We start from the raw sequence: 16,404 nt of genomic DNA, 5'->3' as shown, positions 1-16,404 counted from the left end.
TTTTCTTGATAGAAATAGATTTGTGAAAAAAACTTAGCGATGCTGAGTTTTTTTATTAATATTATTTGCGAAGAATATAATGATCATCAAATATATTTCTTCATTTGGAGGTTTTAATATGACAAACATAACTGTAAATGTAATTGGTGCAGGTCTAGCTGGAAGTGAAGCAGCCTGGCAGCTTGCCAATAGAGGTGTAAAAGTAAAGCTTTATGAAATGAGACCAGTAAAGATGACACCAGCTCATCACACTAATCAATTTGCTGAATTAGTCTGCAGTAATTCATTGAGAGCAAATACGCTTACTAACGCTGTTGGAGTATTGAAAGAAGAGATGAGACACTTAAACTCGCTTATCATGTCAGCAGCAGATGAAAGTTCGGTACCAGCGGGTGGAGCATTAGCTGTTGATCGTCATGAATTTGCTGGGAGAATTACAGAGGCTTTAAAAAACCATGAAAATGTTACAGTTGTGAACGAGGAAGTTACGAAAATTCCTGAAGGCCTAACAATTATTGCTACAGGTCCACTAACTTCACCTGAATTATCTGCTCAAATAAAAGAATTAACAGGAGAAGAGCATCTATACTTTTATGATGCGGCAGCTCCAATTATTGAGAAGGATAGCATTGATTTTGACAAAGTCTATGTCAAGTCAAGATATGATAAGGGTGAAGCGGCATATGTAAACTGTCCAATGAATGAAGAAGAATTTAACAAATTCTATGAGGCACTGATTTCAGCAGAAACGGTACCGTTAAAAGAATTTGAAAAAGAAATTTTCTTTGAAGGATGTATGCCGATTGAAGTTATGGCTTCAAGAGGAAAGAAAACAATGCTATTTGGTCCACTTAAGCCGGTTGGATTAGAAGATCCGAAAACAGGTAAGAGACCATATGCAGTAATTCAACTACGCCAAGATGATGCTGCAGGTACTTTGTATAATCTAGTTGGATTCCAAACGCATTTAAAATGGGGAGCTCAAAAGGAAGTGTTGCGATTAATTCCAGGTCTTGAGAACGCAGAAATTGTTCGTTATGGAGTAATGCATCGTAATACATTCATTAGTTCACCAAAGGTTTTAAAGGCTACGTATCAGTTAAAATCACGCCCTGATTTATTCTTTGCGGGACAAATGACAGGTGTAGAAGGATATGTGGAATCTGCTGCGTCAGGATTAATTGCAGGTATAAACGCTGCGAGACTCGTTAATGGACAAGAGCCTCTTGAATTCCCTGCTGAAACAGCAATTGGTAGTATGGCAAGATACATTACTACAACGAATGCGAAAAACTTTCAACCTATGAATGCAAACTTTGGGTTGTTCCCTGAACTTCCAGAGAAAATTAGAGGTAAGAAAGAACGTAATGAAATGCACGCTAAACGAGCACTAGAAACTATTCAGAACTTTGTGACAAATCAGCAATAATAATTGCAAGGGCTACTAAAGTGTGTTACGATTTAGTAGCTCTTGTGAGGTGTAAATATATGCAAAACAGAGATCAAATAGTATTAAATTTCTTACAGTACTTACAATTGGAAAAAAATTATTCGGATTATACCGTCGAATTCTATCATAAGGATATCGACGAGTTTTTCATGTTCATAAGTGAACAAAGTATAGAAGACTTACATACTGTATCATATTTTGATGCACGCCTTTATTTAACAAGATTATATGATAAGAATTTAGCAAAGAAGTCAATTGCCCGTAAAACATCTTGTTTACGAAGCTTTTATAAATGGTTAATGCGAGAACAATATGTTCAAGAAAATCCATTTGCGCTCGTATCTTTGCCGAAAAAAGAACAAAGACTTCCACAATTCTTATATGAAGAAGAATTAGAAACTTTGTTTAAATCGGTCAAAACAGATACATCTCTTGGAAAAAGAGACTTAGCTTTAGTAGAACTATTATATGCAACCGGAATTCGCGTAAGTGAATGCTGTGGTTTGCAATTAAAAGATGTTGATTTTTCCTTAGAAACCATTCTTGTTCATGGTAAAGGGAAAAAAGATCGCTATGTACCTTTTGGGAAATATGCTAGTCAGGCTTTGCATACATATATTAGTAGTGCGAGAAATGATTTAGTAAAAGGTGTTAAACATGATTGTGTATTTGTGAACTACCGTGGTGAACCATTAACTGTGAGAGGGGTAAGGTATATTTTAACTAGAATGTTTAATAATGCTTGTAGTGACGGAAGTTTGCACCCGCATATGCTACGTCATAGTTTTGCAACACATCTTTTAAACAATGGTGCTGATTTACGATCAGTCCAAGAATTATTAGGGCATTCAAATATATCTTCTACACAAATATATACCCACGTTACAAAAGAGCAACTTCGTAAAGTTTATCAATCTTCACATCCACGAGCGTAAGCTCATTACGAAAGGAGAAGTATTATGGGAAACTTCCATGCGACAACAATATTTGCTGTACAACATAAAGGAAAGTGTGCTATGTCAGGTGATGGGCAAGTAACATTAGGAAATTCAATTGTAATGAAACATACTGCAAGAAAAGTAAGAAGGCTATTTAGAGGGAAAGTGCTAGCTGGTTTTGCAGGGTCAGTAGCTGACGCTTTTACATTATACGAAATGTTTGAAGGGAAACTTGAGGAATACAACGGTAACCTTCAACGAGCAGCTGTAGAGCTCGCTAAACAATGGAGAGGCGATAAAATGCTAAGACAACTAGAGGCAATGTTAATTGTTATGGATCAAGACAATTTATTGCTTGTGTCTGGTACTGGAGAAGTTATTGAACCTGACGATGGGATTTTAGCAATTGGTTCAGGGGGAAGTTACGCTTTAAGTGCAGGTAGAGCCTTGAAAAGATATTCAGGTGATAACCTTTCAGCACGTGAAATTGCTGAAGCTGCACTTAATATTGCCGGTGAAATATGTGTATTTACAAACTCTAATATTATAATTGAAGAATTATAAGTCAAGGAGGATACAAGGATGAAAACAAATCGTGCAAATTTAACCCCTAGACAGATTGTTGAAAAGCTAGATCAATATATAGTTGGACAAAATGATGCAAAACGTGCAGTTGCCATAGCATTAAGGAATAGATATCGCAGAAGCTTATTAAAAGACCAACTGCGAGATGAAGTAGTTCCGAAAAATATATTAATGATTGGACCAACTGGTGTTGGGAAAACGGAGATTGCTCGACGAATTGCAAAGCTCGTTAATGCACCATTTGTAAAGGTAGAAGCTACTAAGTTTACAGAAGTAGGATATGTTGGTCGTGACGTGGAATCCATGGTTAGGGACTTAGCAGAGACGGCTATTCGAATTGTAAAAGAAGAAAAAATCCTAAGTGTAAAAGAATTAGCAGAATCGAATGCAAATAAACGACTTGTAGAGTTATTAGTGCCTTCAAAGAAAAAAACAACTCAAATGAAAAATCCATTTGAAATGTTTTTTGGAGGTAATGATTCAGATGAGCAATCTGAAACGAAGACTTCTGAAGAAACAAATATCAAAGAAAAACGAGCAGCTATTGAAACTAAATTAGCAGCTGGTGACTTAGAGAATGAGTTTGTAACTATAGAAGTAGAAGAGCAACCACCGTCCATGTTTGATATGCTGCAAGGCTCAGGCATGGAACAAATGGGCATGAATATGCAAGATGCATTAAGCAACTTAATGCCAAAGAAAAGAAAAAAACGTAAATTAACAGTAGCAGAAGCGAGAGTAGTATTAACAAACGAAGAAGCTTCAAAACTGATTGATATGGATGAAGTAACACAAGAAGCAGTTGAAAGAGCAGAACAAACTGGTATTATTTTCATCGATGAAATTGATAAAATTGCAAGCAAATCTTCAGGGGGCTCATCTGCGGATGTTTCAAGAGAAGGTGTACAACGAGATATTCTACCTGTTGTTGAAGGATCGACAGTTGTAACGAAGTACGGAGCTGTTAAAACAGATCACGTATTGTTCATTGCAGCAGGTGCGTTTCACATGGCAAAGCCATCTGATTTAATTCCGGAACTACAAGGCAGATTCCCGATTCGTGTGGAATTGAAGAAACTAACTGTAGAAGACTTCCAGCGAATTCTTCACGAGCCAGATAATGCCCTTTTGAAACAATATGTAGCTCTTTTAGAAACTGAAGGTATACAAATAGAATTTTCTGACGATGCTATTCGTAGGATTGCAGAAGTAGCGTATGATGTGAATCAAAATACAGATAATATTGGAGCCAGAAGATTGCATACTATATTAGAGAAGCTTCTTGAAGATTTATCATTTGAAGCTCCTGATATAACGATGGAAAAAATTCTTATTACACCACAATATGTTGAAGATAAACTGGGTACAATATCTAAAAATAAAGATTTAAGTCAATTCATTTTATAAAGTAAATGAATTAAGGTTCACAATACGTTATTTTCAAGTGATGAAGTAAACTTTCAACAAATCGACATAAAACTAAATATAGCACCTATTAGGAGGAACACAAATAATGAATTTACTTGAAAAAACTAGAAAAATTAATGCAATGCTTCAAAGAGCGGCTGGGAAGCCAGTTAACTTTAAAGAGATGGCAGAAAGCTTAAGTGAAGTAATCGATTCAAATGTATATGTAGTAAGTAGAAGAGGTAAGTTACTAGGTTTTTCGATTAGCCAACAAATTGAAAACGAGCGTATGAAGAAAATGTTTGAAGAGCGTCGCTTCCCTGAAGATTACACAAACAGCTTATTTAACCTTCAAGAAACATCATCTAACTTAGATGTAAACAGTGAATATACAGCATTCCCTGTTGAAAACAAAGACTTATTCATGAATGGTTTAACAACAGTTGTACCTATTATCGGTGGAGGAGAAAGATTAGGTACATTAATTCTTGCACGCTTACAAGAACAATTCAATGACGATGATTTAATTCTTGCTGAATATGGTGCAACAGTAGTAGGAATGGAAATCTTACGTGAAAAAGCAGAAGAAATTGAAGGTGAAGCTCGTAGTAAAGCCGTAGTACAAATGGCTATCAGCTCATTATCATATAGCGAATTAGAAGCTATTGAGCATATCTTTGAAGAATTAAACGGTAATGAAGGTTTGCTAGTAGCATCTAAGATTGCTGATCGTGTTGGAATTACACGTTCTGTAATCGTAAATGCATTACGTAAATTAGAAAGTGCTGGCGTAATTGAATCTCGTTCATTAGGAATGAAAGGAACTTATATTAAAGTATTAAACGATAAGTTCTTAGTGGAATTAGAAAAATTAAAAATCATTAATTATTAATAAACAAAACCCTACCGTTATTTGGTAGGGTTTTGTTTATTTTGAAAAAAACATAGGCTAATATTCTTATTCCGTAATATTAATAAAATGCGAATTATGAAAAAAGAGTGAAGTGAATGAAAATATAGTTTTGAAAAAGTTCAAAAAATTTACCGAAATTCGTGACTTTAAACCTATTGTATTTGTATACAAAAAATAATTGGTTTTTGTATTTTTTGCAATAATTGCGAAAAATGTCAAAAAACCAGTTGATTATAGTAGGAATGAGACTTAAGTAAGGTGTTTACAACATAAACATAGTGTTTTTGTAAAAAAGAACACATTTGTAAAAATATATAAAATAGGTATATAGTAGGCGTTGTTTTTTCGAAAAATTCATTATTATGTATATAGCGACAAAATGATACAATTTTTTCGTGGCAAAATTAGTAAATATATAGTTGTTATAAAATTACTAGTTGTAAAAATACATAATTACTTTTTCCTGCTTTATGTATAACTTTTTTTTGGATTATAGGCAATCCTGCATAGATATAGATTTTATTTATAATTGATGAATGTGGTTAGAACGGATTACGTATATTTTACATATTTATATGAATGTAATTGAGGTGGAGAGAAAGTGGCGTTAATATCGGGAACTATAAATTTGTTAGAGCAGGCAATGAATTATTCAGCAACTAAGCAAAAAGTCATTTCAGACAATATTGCGAACAGTGATACACCAAATTATAAAGCGAAAAGTGTTAGTTTTAGCAAAATGCTAGAGACTGAAAAGCAAAACTCGTTTGTTGCAAATCGTACAGATCGTAGACATTTTAATCTCACATTGAGCAATCAATCATCTTCGGGTGTATATGTAAATCAAAATGTCGCGTATAACCATAACGGTAATAGTGTTGACGTTGATAAAGAAATGAGTGATTTGGCAACGAATACGATTTACTATAATGCCCTAACAGACAGGATAATTGGTAAGTTTCAGTCGTTGGAAAATGTAATTAAGGGAGGTAAATAAGAATGACGATGTTCCATAGTATGAACACTACAGCATCGGCTCTGACGGCTCAAAGATTGAGAATGGATGTTATTTCTTCCAACATGGCTAATGTTGATACAACTAGAGGAAAGTATGTAAATGGTGAATGGGTGCCATATCAACGGAAGATGGTTGTTTTACAACCGAAAAATTCTGGGTTTTCTAATTTTTTGAATAAAGCAATGGGGAAAAGTAATCAAACGGGTCAAGGAGTTCAAGTATCAAAAATTATTAATGATGAAACACCAGCTAAAATGGTATATGACCCAGATCATCCTGATGCCAATAATGATGGGTATGTAGCAATGCCAAATGTTGATCCATTGAGAGAAACAGTAGATTATATGAGTGCTACACGTTCTTACGAAGCAAATGTTACTGTGTTCAATGCTGCTAAGAGCATGATGATGAAGGCACTTGAAATAGGAAAATAGATTGGAGAATGAATTATGAACGTGTTTGGCATAAATTCTAGTAATATTTCATCTATAGATCAGTCATCTAGAAGTAAAGTTACTCCAGGGGAAGCCCAGGAACAGTTTTCAACACTATTAAAAGAATCTATCAACAAAGTGAATGATTCTCAAATAGAATCAGATGTTTTAACAGAGAAGATGGCAAGAGGAGAACAGGTAGACTTACATAATGTTTTAATCACTTCGAAAAAAGCTAGCATAATGCTTTCAACAACTTTAGAGATAAGAAACAAAGCAATTGAAGCATATCAAGAAATTATGAGAATGCAAGTATAACATTCATCCCTTCCTTAATTAGGATTATGTTTGACAGGTTCTAAATTGCATAGAGAGAAAACAAAGTAGTTGGGGGATCAAGATGAATGAAAAATTAATGAACTATAAAAATAAAATTGTCGCTATCTGGGGAGGACGAACAAGAAAGCAAAAAATTATATTTATAGGGACAATTTTAGCGGTAATTGCATTTGTAGCGGGCACATCTTGGTATTTAAGTAGACCGACAATGGTGCCATTATATTCGGACTTATCTCCTGCTGAAACAGGGAAAATTAAAGAAAACCTCGATTCTAGAGGTGTACCATATGAAATTGGTGATGCTGGCAAAACAATTTTAGTTCCTCAAGAACAAGTAGATACATTAAAAGTAGATTTAGCAGCGGAAGGAATCCCTGAATCAGGAAGCATTGATTATAGTTTCTTCGGTCAAAATGCTGGGCTAGGTATGACTGACAATGAATTTGGTGTTTTGCAATTAGAAGCAACGCAAACCGAACTGGCAAATCTTTTAAAAGGAATTGATGGTGTTAATAAGGCTAAAGTAATGATATCACTTCCTGAAAAAGGTGTTTTTGTAAGTGATACTGATGAGCAAGCGTCTGCATCGATTGTATTAGATACAAAACCAGGATATAAGTTTCAAGATGACCAAATAAAAGCATTATATCACTTAGTTTCTAAGAGTGTTCCTAATCTGCCTACAGAAAATATTGTTATTATGAATCAGGCATTTGAATACTTTGATTTAGAAGAAAATAATAATTCGACAAATGCTGGTCAGATTTCTAATCAATTAGGAATTAAGAAAGAAATTGAACGCGACATTCAACGCCAAGTTCAAAATATGCTTGGTACGATTATGGGTAGAGATAAAGTAGTTGTTTCTGTGACAGCAGATATAGATTTTAACCAAGTAAAGTCAGAGCAAAATTTAGTAGAGCCGGTTGATCCTGATAATATGGAAGGAATTGCGATAAGCGCTCAACGACTGAATGAAACTTTTACTGGTAATGGTGCAGCTGGTGGAGTTCCGCAAGCCGGAGAACCTGCTGATACATTAGCACCGGGATATCAAGAAGGTGCTAATGGTAATGGAGACTATGAGAAAACGGATGAAACCATCAATTATGAGGTAAATCGAGTTCGCAAAGAAATTGTTGAAAGCCCTTATAAAGTAAGAGATTTAGGTATTCAGGTAATGGTAGAACCACCAACTGCGGATGACCCCAATTCACTACCTCAAGAGCGTGTGGATGATATTACAAAAATACTAAGCACAATTATTAGAACAACTGTGGATAAAGGGGCAAATCCAGAAGGTTTAACAGATGATGATTTAAATAACAAAATTGCTGTTTCTGTTCAGGAGTTTAACGGAAAAGTAAAATTTGATACGGATGAGAAGGGTGTTATACCAATTTGGGTATACATTGTTGGCGGAGTTCTAATTGTGGCTTTAATAGCTGCCATTATACTATATCTTCGTGCTCGTAAACGTAAACAAGAAGAGGAAGAAGAACAACTTCTATTCGAAGAAGTAGAAGATGAGATACCAGATGTCAATGAAGAAGTCTTGACAGAAGGAGCTCAAAAAAGAAAGCAGCTTGAGAAATTGGCGAAAGAGAAACCGGAAGAGTTTGCGAAATTACTGCGAACTTGGTTAACACAAGACTAGGGGGAAATGCAGTTGTCAAAGAAAGATAAAAAAGGGGGATTAACGGGTAAACAAAAAGCTGCCATTCTACTTATTTCCTTAGGTCCTGATGTGTCAGCTTCCGTTTATAAACATCTTTCAGAAGAAGAAATTGAAAGATTAACTTTAGAAATTTCCAGCGTTAGAAAAGTTGATTCTAGTGAAAAGGAAAATGTATTAGACGAATTTCATAATATTGCTTTAGCTCAAGATTATATTACTCAAGGTGGAATTGGTTACGCAAAACAAGTATTAGAGAAAGCACTTGGATCTGAGCAAGCGGCTGCCATAATCAATAGATTAACATCATCATTACAAGTTAGACCATTTGATTTTGCGCGAAAGGCAGAGCCAGCACAAATTTTGAATTTTATTCAAAATGAGCACCCGCAAACGATTGCTTTAATACTATCTTATTTAGATCCGTCACAGGCGGGACAAATATTATCGGAACTGCCGCATGAAGTACAAGCGGATATAGCTCGACGTATAGCGATAATGGATAGTACATCTCCAGAAATTATTAATGAAGTTGAACAAATTCTTGAAAGAAAACTATCGGCAACAGTTACACAAGATTACACGCAAACAGGTGGCGTAGAAGCAGTCGTTGATGTGTTGAATGGTGTCGATCGTACGACAGAGAGAACGATTCTAGATGCTTTAGAAATTCAAGATCCAGAGTTGGCAGAAGAAATTAAGAAAAGAATGTTTGTCTTCGAAGATATTGTTACGTTGGATGGCAGAGCAATTCAACGTGTTATCCGTGACTCTGAAAATGAAGATCTTAAGTTGGCATTGAAAGTTGCGAGCGAAGAAGTGAAGAGTGTCCTATTTAAAAACATGTCCAAACGGATGGTTGAAACATTCGAAGAAGAGATGGAATATATGGGGCCAGTGCGTCTTAGAGATGTAGAGGAAGCTCAATCCCGCATAGTTGCAGTCATCAGAAGATTGGAAGAGTCTGGTGAAATCGTAGTGGCTCGTGGCGGAGGAGATGATATTATTGTCTAGAATTATTAAATCTCCTTGGACAAAAAATGAGTCGACTGAAGGAAAAGTAATAGAAATTAAAACTTTGCATAATTTTGAACTCACTTCAAATGAACAAGAAGAGGAAAAGCTAGTAGTTAATCAAATTGCGATTGATGAAATATTACAAAAAGCTAATGGTGAAGCAGAAAAGATAATTCAAGTAGCTAGTGAGCAAGCAGATACTATTAAAGCTGAAATTGAAGCGGAAAAACAACATTGGCATGAAGTTGAACGTCGTCTTTTAGAAGAAGATGCGAGAAAAGTTGGTTACGATGATGGTTATACTATGGGAAAGCAGCAAGGCTACGAAGAGATGCATGGAGAAATAGAACATGCAAAAGGTATTGTTGAGCTTTCTAAGCAGGATTATCAAAATTACCTTCAATCATCTGAGGAAACAATTTTAGAATTGGCTGTTCATATTGCAGAGAAAATCATAAATACAGAAATCGTTACTAGTGAAGATGCATTTCTTTCCATCGTCAAAAAAGTGATCAAAGAAGCAAGGGAATATCGTGAAGTTAGATTAATTGTACATCCAAACAAATATGAGTATCTGTTACTACAAAAAGAAGAATTACTAGGAATTTTTCCTAAAGAAACAGATTTTTATATTTTTCCTGATGATGAGATTAAAGAAACAAGCTGTATTATCGAATCAGCAAACGGACGTATTGATGCGAGTATCGACAGCCAGCTTAATGAGTTAAAACAAAAGCTAATAGAAATTATGGAAGGGGAATAATATTTTGAAGGCAAAAGAATTATTACCTTTCATTTCTGAGTTAGATACATATAAGAAATATGGTCGAGTTAAAAGAGTAGTTGGTTTAATGATTGAATCACAAGGGCCTGAAAGTTCAATTGGCGATGTTTGTCATATTCATGTTGGGGTAAAGAGTAAAAAAAAAATAATCCGAGCTGAGGTTGTTGGATTTAAAGAAGAGAATATTATATTAATGCCTTATACAGAATTGAATGAAATTGCTCCCGGATGTCTCGTTGAAGCTACGATGAGGCCATTAGAGTTTAAAATCGGTTCAGCTATGATAGGTAGTGTCATAGATCCTTTAGGATTGCCGTTAGACGGATCAGGATTACCTAAAGGCTTAGCAACTGTTGGTACAGAACGAGTTCCTCCTAATCCTATGGAAAGACCACCTATCAATGAAAGTATTGAAGTTGGAGTACGATTAATAGATAGTTTACTTACTGTAGGTAAAGGTCAACGTGTTGGAATATTTGCTGGTAGTGGTGTAGGAAAAAGTACACTTCTTGGTATGATTGCTCGTAATACGACGGCTGATATAAATGTAATCGGATTAATTGGTGAGCGTGGACGTGAAGTTCGTGAGTTTATAGAACGTGATTTAGGACCTGAAGGATTATCACGATCAATTGTTGTAGTTGCTACATCAGATTCTCCTGCTTTGATGAGGATTAAAGGAGCTTATACTGCAACAGCTATAGCAGAGTATTTTCGTGATAAAGGTTTAAATGTAATGTTGATGATGGATTCTGTTACTCGTGTAGCAATGGCGCAAAGGGAAATTGGTTTGGCTGTTGGAGAACCACCAACGACGAAAGGATATACACCTTCTGTTTTTGCTACGCTGCCAAAATTGCTCGAAAGAACGGGTACTAATCAATTAGGGACAATTACGGCCTTTTACACGGTTTTAGTAGATGGTGATGACATGAATGAGCCTATAGCTGATACAGTTCGAGGAATATTAGATGGTCATTTTGTATTAGATCGATCATTAGCGAATAAAGGGCAATACCCAGCAGTTAATGTTTTAAAAAGTATTTCAAGGCTAATGAATCAAATTGTTGACGAAGAGCATGTGAAATGTGCTGAAAAATTTAGAGAAATGCTCGCTAAATATATAGAAAATGAAGATTTAATCAATATTGGTGCGTACAAAAGAGGTTCATCAAAAGAAATTGATGAAGCAATACGCAAATATCCAGAAATTATCTCGTTTCTAAAACAAGCTGTCGATGAACCAGTTAGTAAGCAAGATAGTGTAAATCGTCTAATTAGTTTGATTGGAAGTGTTTAATTGATCATGAATTATCAATATAAATTCGACAAAATTTTGACCATACGTGAAAAAGAAAAAGATGATGCTTTTTCAAAATATAGTGATGCAAAGAAGAAGTTCGAAGAGGTTGCGGAGAAGTTATATAAAGTTTTGAAGAAAAAAGAAGAGATGCAAGATTTCCAACAAAGTAAATTACAAGAAGGCTTGTCTATTTTAGAAATGCGTCATAATCAAGTATTTATGGATAATTTAGAAAAAATCATTAACCAATATCAGCAAGAAGTAATAGTAGCTCGTAAACGAATGAATGCTCAGCAAGAGGTTTTAATAGAAAAAAACATCGAAGTGAAGAAATACGAAAAAATAAAAGAAAAAGATTATGAGAAGTTTTTAGAGATTAATAGAATCCAAGAAAACAATCAAATGGATGATGTTTCTATTCAAACGTTTTTGAGCAAAGAAAATTAGGTGATTGCATGGCGAAAAAAAAAGTAGAAACGAATGAATCTAAAAAAGCAGAAAAACCATACAATAAATTTCAATGGTTTTTATTCGCTATCGTTATTCCTGTCTTTTTTGCAATTTTTATATTATTGATTGTGTTATCTGTAGCTGGTGTAAATGTATTTAAATGGTCTAAAGATGTTGGAAGTAATATTCCTTTGGTTTCTAGTTTAGTTAATGATGACAAAACATCATCAGACAAAGATGTACAAGAACGAATTGTTAGCCTTCAAGGAGATATAAAAGATCGTGATGCACAAATTGCAAAATTAGAAAGCATAATTGATAGTAAAGACTCTCAAATGCAAAAAGCAGATATAGAAAAACAAAAACTTGAGCAACAAATAAAAGAATTGCAAACGAAGAAAGCAACTGAAAGCAACGATAACCGGGCGTTTAAAGATATTATTCGCACCTATGAAACAATGTCAGCCAAGAAAGCAGCTCCAATTATTACTGCATTATCAATGGAGGAAGCAATAAAAATACTTTCCAATATGAAAGCTGAAACTTTGGCGAAAGTATTAGAGCAAATGACTCCTGCAGATGCAGCTAAATTTACAAAGCAATTAACAATCGAAAGTGAAAAGAATAATCAAGCACAATAAATAGTTGATTCGAAAGGAGGTGAAATGCATTGGATGTAATGATGTTGGCAACAAGTCAAAGTACAGCTTTAAATAAAGCTACGCCTTTGAAGGAAGGGAATATTAAGTCAACAGGCAAATTTGGTGACGTTTTATCTCAAACGCTAGCAACTACTACATCATCATCAAAAGACACGAGCAGTTTATCGGCTGAGCAAATAGAAAAACTCTCTTCTTTACTAGATTTCTTGAAGCTAGACGATCTCTCTAAAATTGAAAATGGTGAAGAACTGGCTAATGATGTATTAGTTAATGGTGAAGAACTTCTACAAAATCCATTTTTACAGGATATTTTAGGAGAAAGTGTATTAGAAGATCTTATCGCTTCCTTATTAGCTTTGAATGGAGAAAATATTTCGAAAGAGTTGGTAACTGGTTCGAATGAAGAGATAAAAGCTTTATTAGCTAATCAAGAAGAGAATGAGCAAAGTGCAGTTGTTACTCAACAGTTGCAAGATGTGGTAGAAAAGCTAGTGCAAGAACTAAATAATTTTACTTCATTGAAAGAGCAAATACCAAGCGCGGAAAGTATTCTGAAATTCAGTAAAATTTACACATTGCTAAAAAATAATTTAGATTTAACCGATAGGCAAGTGGAACAAATAGATGCTTTAAAGCAATCTCTTGACAAACTGGTATCCAAGATTGATTTACTTTTCAATACAGAAATGAAAAATAAAAGTAGTTTTTCAACCTTGCTTAATCGTCAGTCTATCCAAGAAGCACAGTTACAATTACAAAATATGAATGGTCGTTTGTTAAATGGAGGAAGTTTAAAACAAAATGTTGTAGCCACTAATGAAAGTGAAAATACAACGACACATAATCCCTTTATTACTATGTCAAAAGTAGAACAATATGTTTTATCTGTTCCAACTAATAAAGCGCCTGTTAATCAAGAAGAATTTATTAAGGCATTTGAAAACCTTTTAAGTAAGGCAAAATTTACGAATAGTAATGGGATTCAAAAATTATTTATTAAGCTAAATCCAGAAAGTTTAGGGTCACTACGCATTGAACTTATTCAAAAAGATGGAATGATGATGGCGAAAATAATTGCCTCTACAAAGGGAGCAAAAGAATTACTAGACTCACAATTACAAGGTTTGAAACAGTCGTTTGTAAATCAAAATATTTCGGTTGATAAAATCGAAGTTTCTCAGAATTTTACTAATTTTTCTCAAGAAAGAAACTTACAGCGAGAACAAAATCAACAACAGCAGCGGAATGAGCAACATCAATTAGCGGAAGAAGAGGAATTGAAAGATGATTTTCTAAACCAATTTCAAGAAGCTTTATTAGAAGCAGAAATGTAGGTGAAAATATGGCGGGTATTGATCCATCCTATATGCTATCAAACTATCAAAATCAACAACGTAAAAATAATGGTAGTGCATTAGGTAAAGATGAGTTTTTGAAAATATTAATGGTACAACTTCAAAATCAGGATCCAATGAGTCCGATGGAAGATAAAGATTTTATTGCTCAGATGGCCCAATTTTCTACTCTAGAACAAATTACAAATATGGCGAGTAGCTTTGAAAAATTAGCAGATGCTCAAATGCAGAGTCAACTAATTGCCTATAATGAGTTTGTTGGAAAAGAAGTAAAATGGCATAAAATTTCCTATGGTGAAAAAACGGAAGAATACCCTGACGGTACTCCTTCTATTCAAGAGGGAACTGGTAAGATATCAAAAGTTCAATATAAAGATGGTTCTGTTGTATTTGAACTCGAAGATGGTACAAAGCTAGAACCGGCAAATATTTCAGAAATACTAAGCCCAGGTTCCGTAAGCTCGGGCGGAGCCAGTAATAACTTGATGCAAGCAAGCGAGCTAATTGGAAAAATAGTGAGTTGGCAAAAGGATGAGCATGAGCAAGCGGGTACCGTTAAGTCAGTTTCTTATAAAGATGGAAAAGTAATGTATGAATTAACTGACGGAACACAACTGACAGCTAATCAAATTACAAAGATTGCAGCTGATTAAGGAGTGATGTGGGATGAAAGCAAAATTTCATCAGTTTCAAGCTACTCCTCTTATCTCAAACTTAAAAACGTATCAAGCACAACAGAATAAAAAAGCAAATAAAGAGAAATTTGCTACTGAATTACAACAAAGTATTCAACAATCAACTTCTTCTTTAACCATTAGTAAACATGCGCAAATGAGGATGCAACAAAGAAATATTGAAATTCATCCTAAAACATGGGCACTCATTGAACAGAAAGTGCAAGAAGCAAAGAACATGGGTGTGAAAGATTCCCTTGTTTTGTTAAATAATGCTGCATTAATAGTTAGTGCAAAAAACAATGTAATTGTAACCGCCATGGGGAGAGAAGAAGCGAATGCGCAAATTTTCACCAATATTAATGGAACAATTCTATTAGATTAAAGGCTGGACCATATTAGGAGGCCTATGATCGCGGAATGACTGAAGCGATCAGTATGAAAGGAGAAGTAACATGCTACGTTCGATGTACTCAGGAATTAGTGGTTTGAAGAACTTTCAAACAAAGCTAGATGTAATAGGAAATAATATTGCAAACGTTAATACGTTTGGTTTTAAGAAAAGTCGTGTTGTATTCAAGGATATGATGAGTCAAAATATGACAGGGGCAAGTGGTCCAACAGGTGTTGACCCTGATGCTCCTACTCGCGGAGGAACAAATGCTAGACAAGTTGGTTTAGGGGCTCAATTAGCAGCCATCGACACTATTCACACTGGAGGTAATCTTCAATCAACTGGAAGACCGTTAGATTTAGCTATCTCAGGTGATGGGTACTTTGTAGTTGGTCAATATAATCAAGATGGTGAATTGGTTGATTATAGTTATACTCGTGCGGGTAATTTTTATTTAGACCAACAAGGTAACTTGGTAAATGGTGATGGTTACTTTGTTGTAGGGGCAGGTGGTGAGCCAGCTCCAGAAGCTGATTTTAAAGATGGTGTTGAGGAACAACCTGGTGAAGCGGGTGAACCAATAACTGATCCTAGAAAAATCACAATTCCAGTTAATGCAAAAGAAATGACAATTGGTCCAGATGGTACTGTAAATTATATTGCTGGTCCTGATGATCCTAATGGTGGAGAAGAAGGACAGTTGATGACAGCTGGTAAAATAATCTTTGCTAAATTTTCTAACGCTGAAGGTTTACAAAAATCAGGGAATAACTTGTTTTCACCGACTGCAAATTCAGGTCTTCCGTTATTTAACTATGCCGTAACGTCCGGTATTGGTGCTGTGGCAACAAGCACTTTAGAAATGTCCAACGTCGACCTTTCAGAAGAATTCACTGAAATGATCGTAGCACAACGTGGTTTCCAAGCGAACACACGTATTATCACGACATCAGATGAAATTTTACAAGAACTTGTTAACCTGAAACGATAATGTAAGGGAGGGGTG

Annotated in this window: 18 protein-coding genes; all 18 read left to right on the top strand. The window is 34.9% G+C overall.

Translation table 11 applies throughout. The features are described from left to right. Positions 1 to 118 precede the first annotated feature (118 nt). The 18 genes from trmFO (at position 119) to flgG (ending at position 16,389) form a co-directional block, all read left to right on the top strand. A complete protein-coding gene (gene trmFO / locus TX86_RS11550) occupies positions 119 to 1,429 on the top strand; it encodes an FADH(2)-oxidizing methylenetetrahydrofolate--tRNA-(uracil(54)-C(5))-methyltransferase TrmFO (RefSeq protein WP_042348934.1) in 1,311 nt (436 codons plus the stop codon). Positions 1,430 to 1,488: 59 nt separating this feature from the next. After that, positions 1,489 to 2,385, top strand: coding sequence for a tyrosine recombinase XerC (gene xerC / locus TX86_RS11545; RefSeq protein WP_042348933.1), 897 nt, complete (start codon positions 1,489 to 1,491; stop codon positions 2,383 to 2,385). Between the two features lie 24 nt (positions 2,386 to 2,409). Further along, complete coding sequence (gene hslV, locus TX86_RS11540; protein ID WP_042348932.1) at positions 2,410 to 2,952, top strand: ATP-dependent protease subunit HslV; 543 nt, start codon at positions 2,410 to 2,412, stop codon at positions 2,950 to 2,952. Positions 2,953 to 2,970: 18 nt separating this feature from the next. Further along, a complete protein-coding gene (gene hslU / locus TX86_RS11535; protein ID WP_042348931.1) occupies positions 2,971 to 4,380 on the top strand; it encodes an ATP-dependent protease ATPase subunit HslU in 1,410 nt (469 codons plus the stop codon). A 106-nt stretch (positions 4,381 to 4,486) separates the two neighbouring features. Further along, positions 4,487 to 5,272, top strand: a complete 786-nt coding sequence (gene codY, locus TX86_RS11530) for a GTP-sensing pleiotropic transcriptional regulator CodY (RefSeq protein ID WP_042348929.1) — start codon at positions 4,487 to 4,489, stop codon at positions 5,270 to 5,272. 622 nt (positions 5,273 to 5,894) lie between these two features. Further along, a complete protein-coding gene (flgB, locus tag TX86_RS11525) occupies positions 5,895 to 6,290 on the top strand; it encodes a flagellar basal body rod protein FlgB (protein ID WP_042348927.1) in 396 nt (131 codons plus the stop codon). 2 nt (positions 6,291 to 6,292) lie between these two features. Next, on the top strand, positions 6,293 to 6,745 hold the full coding sequence (gene flgC, locus TX86_RS11520) for a flagellar basal body rod protein FlgC (protein ID WP_042348926.1): 453 nt from the start codon (positions 6,293 to 6,295) through the stop codon (positions 6,743 to 6,745). 15 nt (positions 6,746 to 6,760) lie between these two features. Further along, positions 6,761 to 7,063, top strand: a complete 303-nt coding sequence (gene fliE, locus TX86_RS11515; protein ID WP_052343646.1) for a flagellar hook-basal body complex protein FliE — start codon at positions 6,761 to 6,763, stop codon at positions 7,061 to 7,063. Between the two features lie 82 nt (positions 7,064 to 7,145). Then, positions 7,146 to 8,741 carry a flagellar basal-body MS-ring/collar protein FliF gene (fliF, locus tag TX86_RS11510; RefSeq protein ID WP_042348924.1) on the top strand — a complete coding sequence of 532 codons (1,596 nt, stop codon included), beginning with the start codon at positions 7,146 to 7,148 and terminating at the stop codon, positions 8,739 to 8,741. Between the two features lie 12 nt (positions 8,742 to 8,753). After that, positions 8,754 to 9,773, top strand: coding sequence for a flagellar motor switch protein FliG (fliG, locus tag TX86_RS11505; RefSeq protein ID WP_042348923.1), 1,020 nt, complete (start codon positions 8,754 to 8,756; stop codon positions 9,771 to 9,773). Continuing rightward, the gene (gene fliH / locus TX86_RS11500) at positions 9,766 to 10,539 is read left to right on the top strand and encodes a flagellar assembly protein FliH (RefSeq protein WP_042348921.1); all 774 of its coding nucleotides are present in this window, start codon (positions 9,766 to 9,768) and stop codon (positions 10,537 to 10,539) included. The genes fliG and fliH overlap by 8 nt, the downstream gene beginning before the upstream one ends. 4 nt (positions 10,540 to 10,543) lie before the next feature. Beyond that, the gene (fliI, locus tag TX86_RS11495; RefSeq protein WP_042348920.1) at positions 10,544 to 11,860 is read left to right on the top strand and encodes a flagellar protein export ATPase FliI; all 1,317 of its coding nucleotides are present in this window, start codon (positions 10,544 to 10,546) and stop codon (positions 11,858 to 11,860) included. A gap of 6 nt (positions 11,861 to 11,866) precedes the next feature. Beyond that, positions 11,867 to 12,310: a flagellar export protein FliJ gene (fliJ, locus tag TX86_RS11490; RefSeq protein ID WP_042350428.1), complete on the top strand. Its 444-nt coding sequence runs from the start codon at positions 11,867 to 11,869 to the stop codon at positions 12,308 to 12,310. An 8-nt stretch (positions 12,311 to 12,318) separates the two neighbouring features. Further along, entirely contained in the window at positions 12,319 to 12,954 is a 636-nt protein-coding gene (locus TX86_RS11485) for a MotE family protein (protein WP_042348919.1), read from the top strand. A 38-nt stretch (positions 12,955 to 12,992) separates the two neighbouring features. After that, on the top strand, positions 12,993 to 14,309 hold the full coding sequence (locus TX86_RS11480) for a flagellar hook-length control protein FliK (RefSeq protein WP_230203659.1): 1,317 nt from the start codon (positions 12,993 to 12,995) through the stop codon (positions 14,307 to 14,309). Between the two features lie 8 nt (positions 14,310 to 14,317). Beyond that, the gene (gene flgD / locus TX86_RS11475) at positions 14,318 to 14,983 is read left to right on the top strand and encodes a flagellar hook assembly protein FlgD (protein WP_042348917.1); all 666 of its coding nucleotides are present in this window, start codon (positions 14,318 to 14,320) and stop codon (positions 14,981 to 14,983) included. Between the two features lie 13 nt (positions 14,984 to 14,996). Continuing rightward, positions 14,997 to 15,389 carry a TIGR02530 family flagellar biosynthesis protein gene (locus tag TX86_RS11470; RefSeq protein ID WP_042348915.1) on the top strand — a complete coding sequence of 131 codons (393 nt, stop codon included), beginning with the start codon at positions 14,997 to 14,999 and terminating at the stop codon, positions 15,387 to 15,389. Positions 15,390 to 15,459: 70 nt separating this feature from the next. Then, the gene (flgG, locus tag TX86_RS11465; protein ID WP_042348914.1) at positions 15,460 to 16,389 is read left to right on the top strand and encodes a flagellar basal body rod protein FlgG; all 930 of its coding nucleotides are present in this window, start codon (positions 15,460 to 15,462) and stop codon (positions 16,387 to 16,389) included. Positions 16,390 to 16,404 lie beyond the last annotated feature (15 nt).

The sequence above is a fragment of the Bacillus massiliigorillae genome, from assembly GCF_000380245.2.
Classification (GTDB): domain Bacteria; phylum Bacillota; class Bacilli; order Bacillales; family DSM-1321; genus Bacillus_AD; species Bacillus_AD massiliigorillae.
Note: the sequence above shows the minus strand (reverse complement) of the source record. Positions and strands in the feature narration are given on the sequence as shown.

What these genes read in the sequence shown, in the direction of transcription:
- trmFO (WP_042348934.1), top strand. Translation starts at nt 119, where the DNA reads ATGACAAACATAACTGTAAATGTAATTGGTGCAGGTCTAGCTGGAAGT.
- xerC (WP_042348933.1), top strand. Translation starts at nt 1,489, where the DNA reads ATGCAAAACAGAGATCAAATAGTATTAAATTTCTTACAGTACTTACAA.
- hslV (WP_042348932.1), top strand. Translation starts at nt 2,410, where the DNA reads ATGGGAAACTTCCATGCGACAACAATATTTGCTGTACAACATAAAGGA.
- hslU (WP_042348931.1), top strand. Translation starts at nt 2,971, where the DNA reads ATGAAAACAAATCGTGCAAATTTAACCCCTAGACAGATTGTTGAAAAG.
- codY (WP_042348929.1), top strand. Translation starts at nt 4,487, where the DNA reads ATGAATTTACTTGAAAAAACTAGAAAAATTAATGCAATGCTTCAAAGA.
- flgC (WP_042348926.1), top strand. Translation starts at nt 6,293, where the DNA reads ATGACGATGTTCCATAGTATGAACACTACAGCATCGGCTCTGACGGCT.
- fliE (WP_052343646.1), top strand. Translation starts at nt 6,761, where the DNA reads ATGAACGTGTTTGGCATAAATTCTAGTAATATTTCATCTATAGATCAG.
- fliF (WP_042348924.1), top strand. Translation starts at nt 7,146, where the DNA reads ATGAATGAAAAATTAATGAACTATAAAAATAAAATTGTCGCTATCTGG.
- fliJ (WP_042350428.1), top strand. Translation starts at nt 11,867, where the DNA reads ATGAATTATCAATATAAATTCGACAAAATTTTGACCATACGTGAAAAA.
- TX86_RS11485 (WP_042348919.1), top strand. Translation starts at nt 12,319, where the DNA reads ATGGCGAAAAAAAAAGTAGAAACGAATGAATCTAAAAAAGCAGAAAAA.
- TX86_RS11480 (WP_230203659.1), top strand. Translation starts at nt 12,993, where the DNA reads ATGATGTTGGCAACAAGTCAAAGTACAGCTTTAAATAAAGCTACGCCT.
- flgD (WP_042348917.1), top strand. Translation starts at nt 14,318, where the DNA reads ATGGCGGGTATTGATCCATCCTATATGCTATCAAACTATCAAAATCAA.
- TX86_RS11470 (WP_042348915.1), top strand. Translation starts at nt 14,997, where the DNA reads ATGAAAGCAAAATTTCATCAGTTTCAAGCTACTCCTCTTATCTCAAAC.
- flgG (WP_042348914.1), top strand. Translation starts at nt 15,460, where the DNA reads ATGCTACGTTCGATGTACTCAGGAATTAGTGGTTTGAAGAACTTTCAA.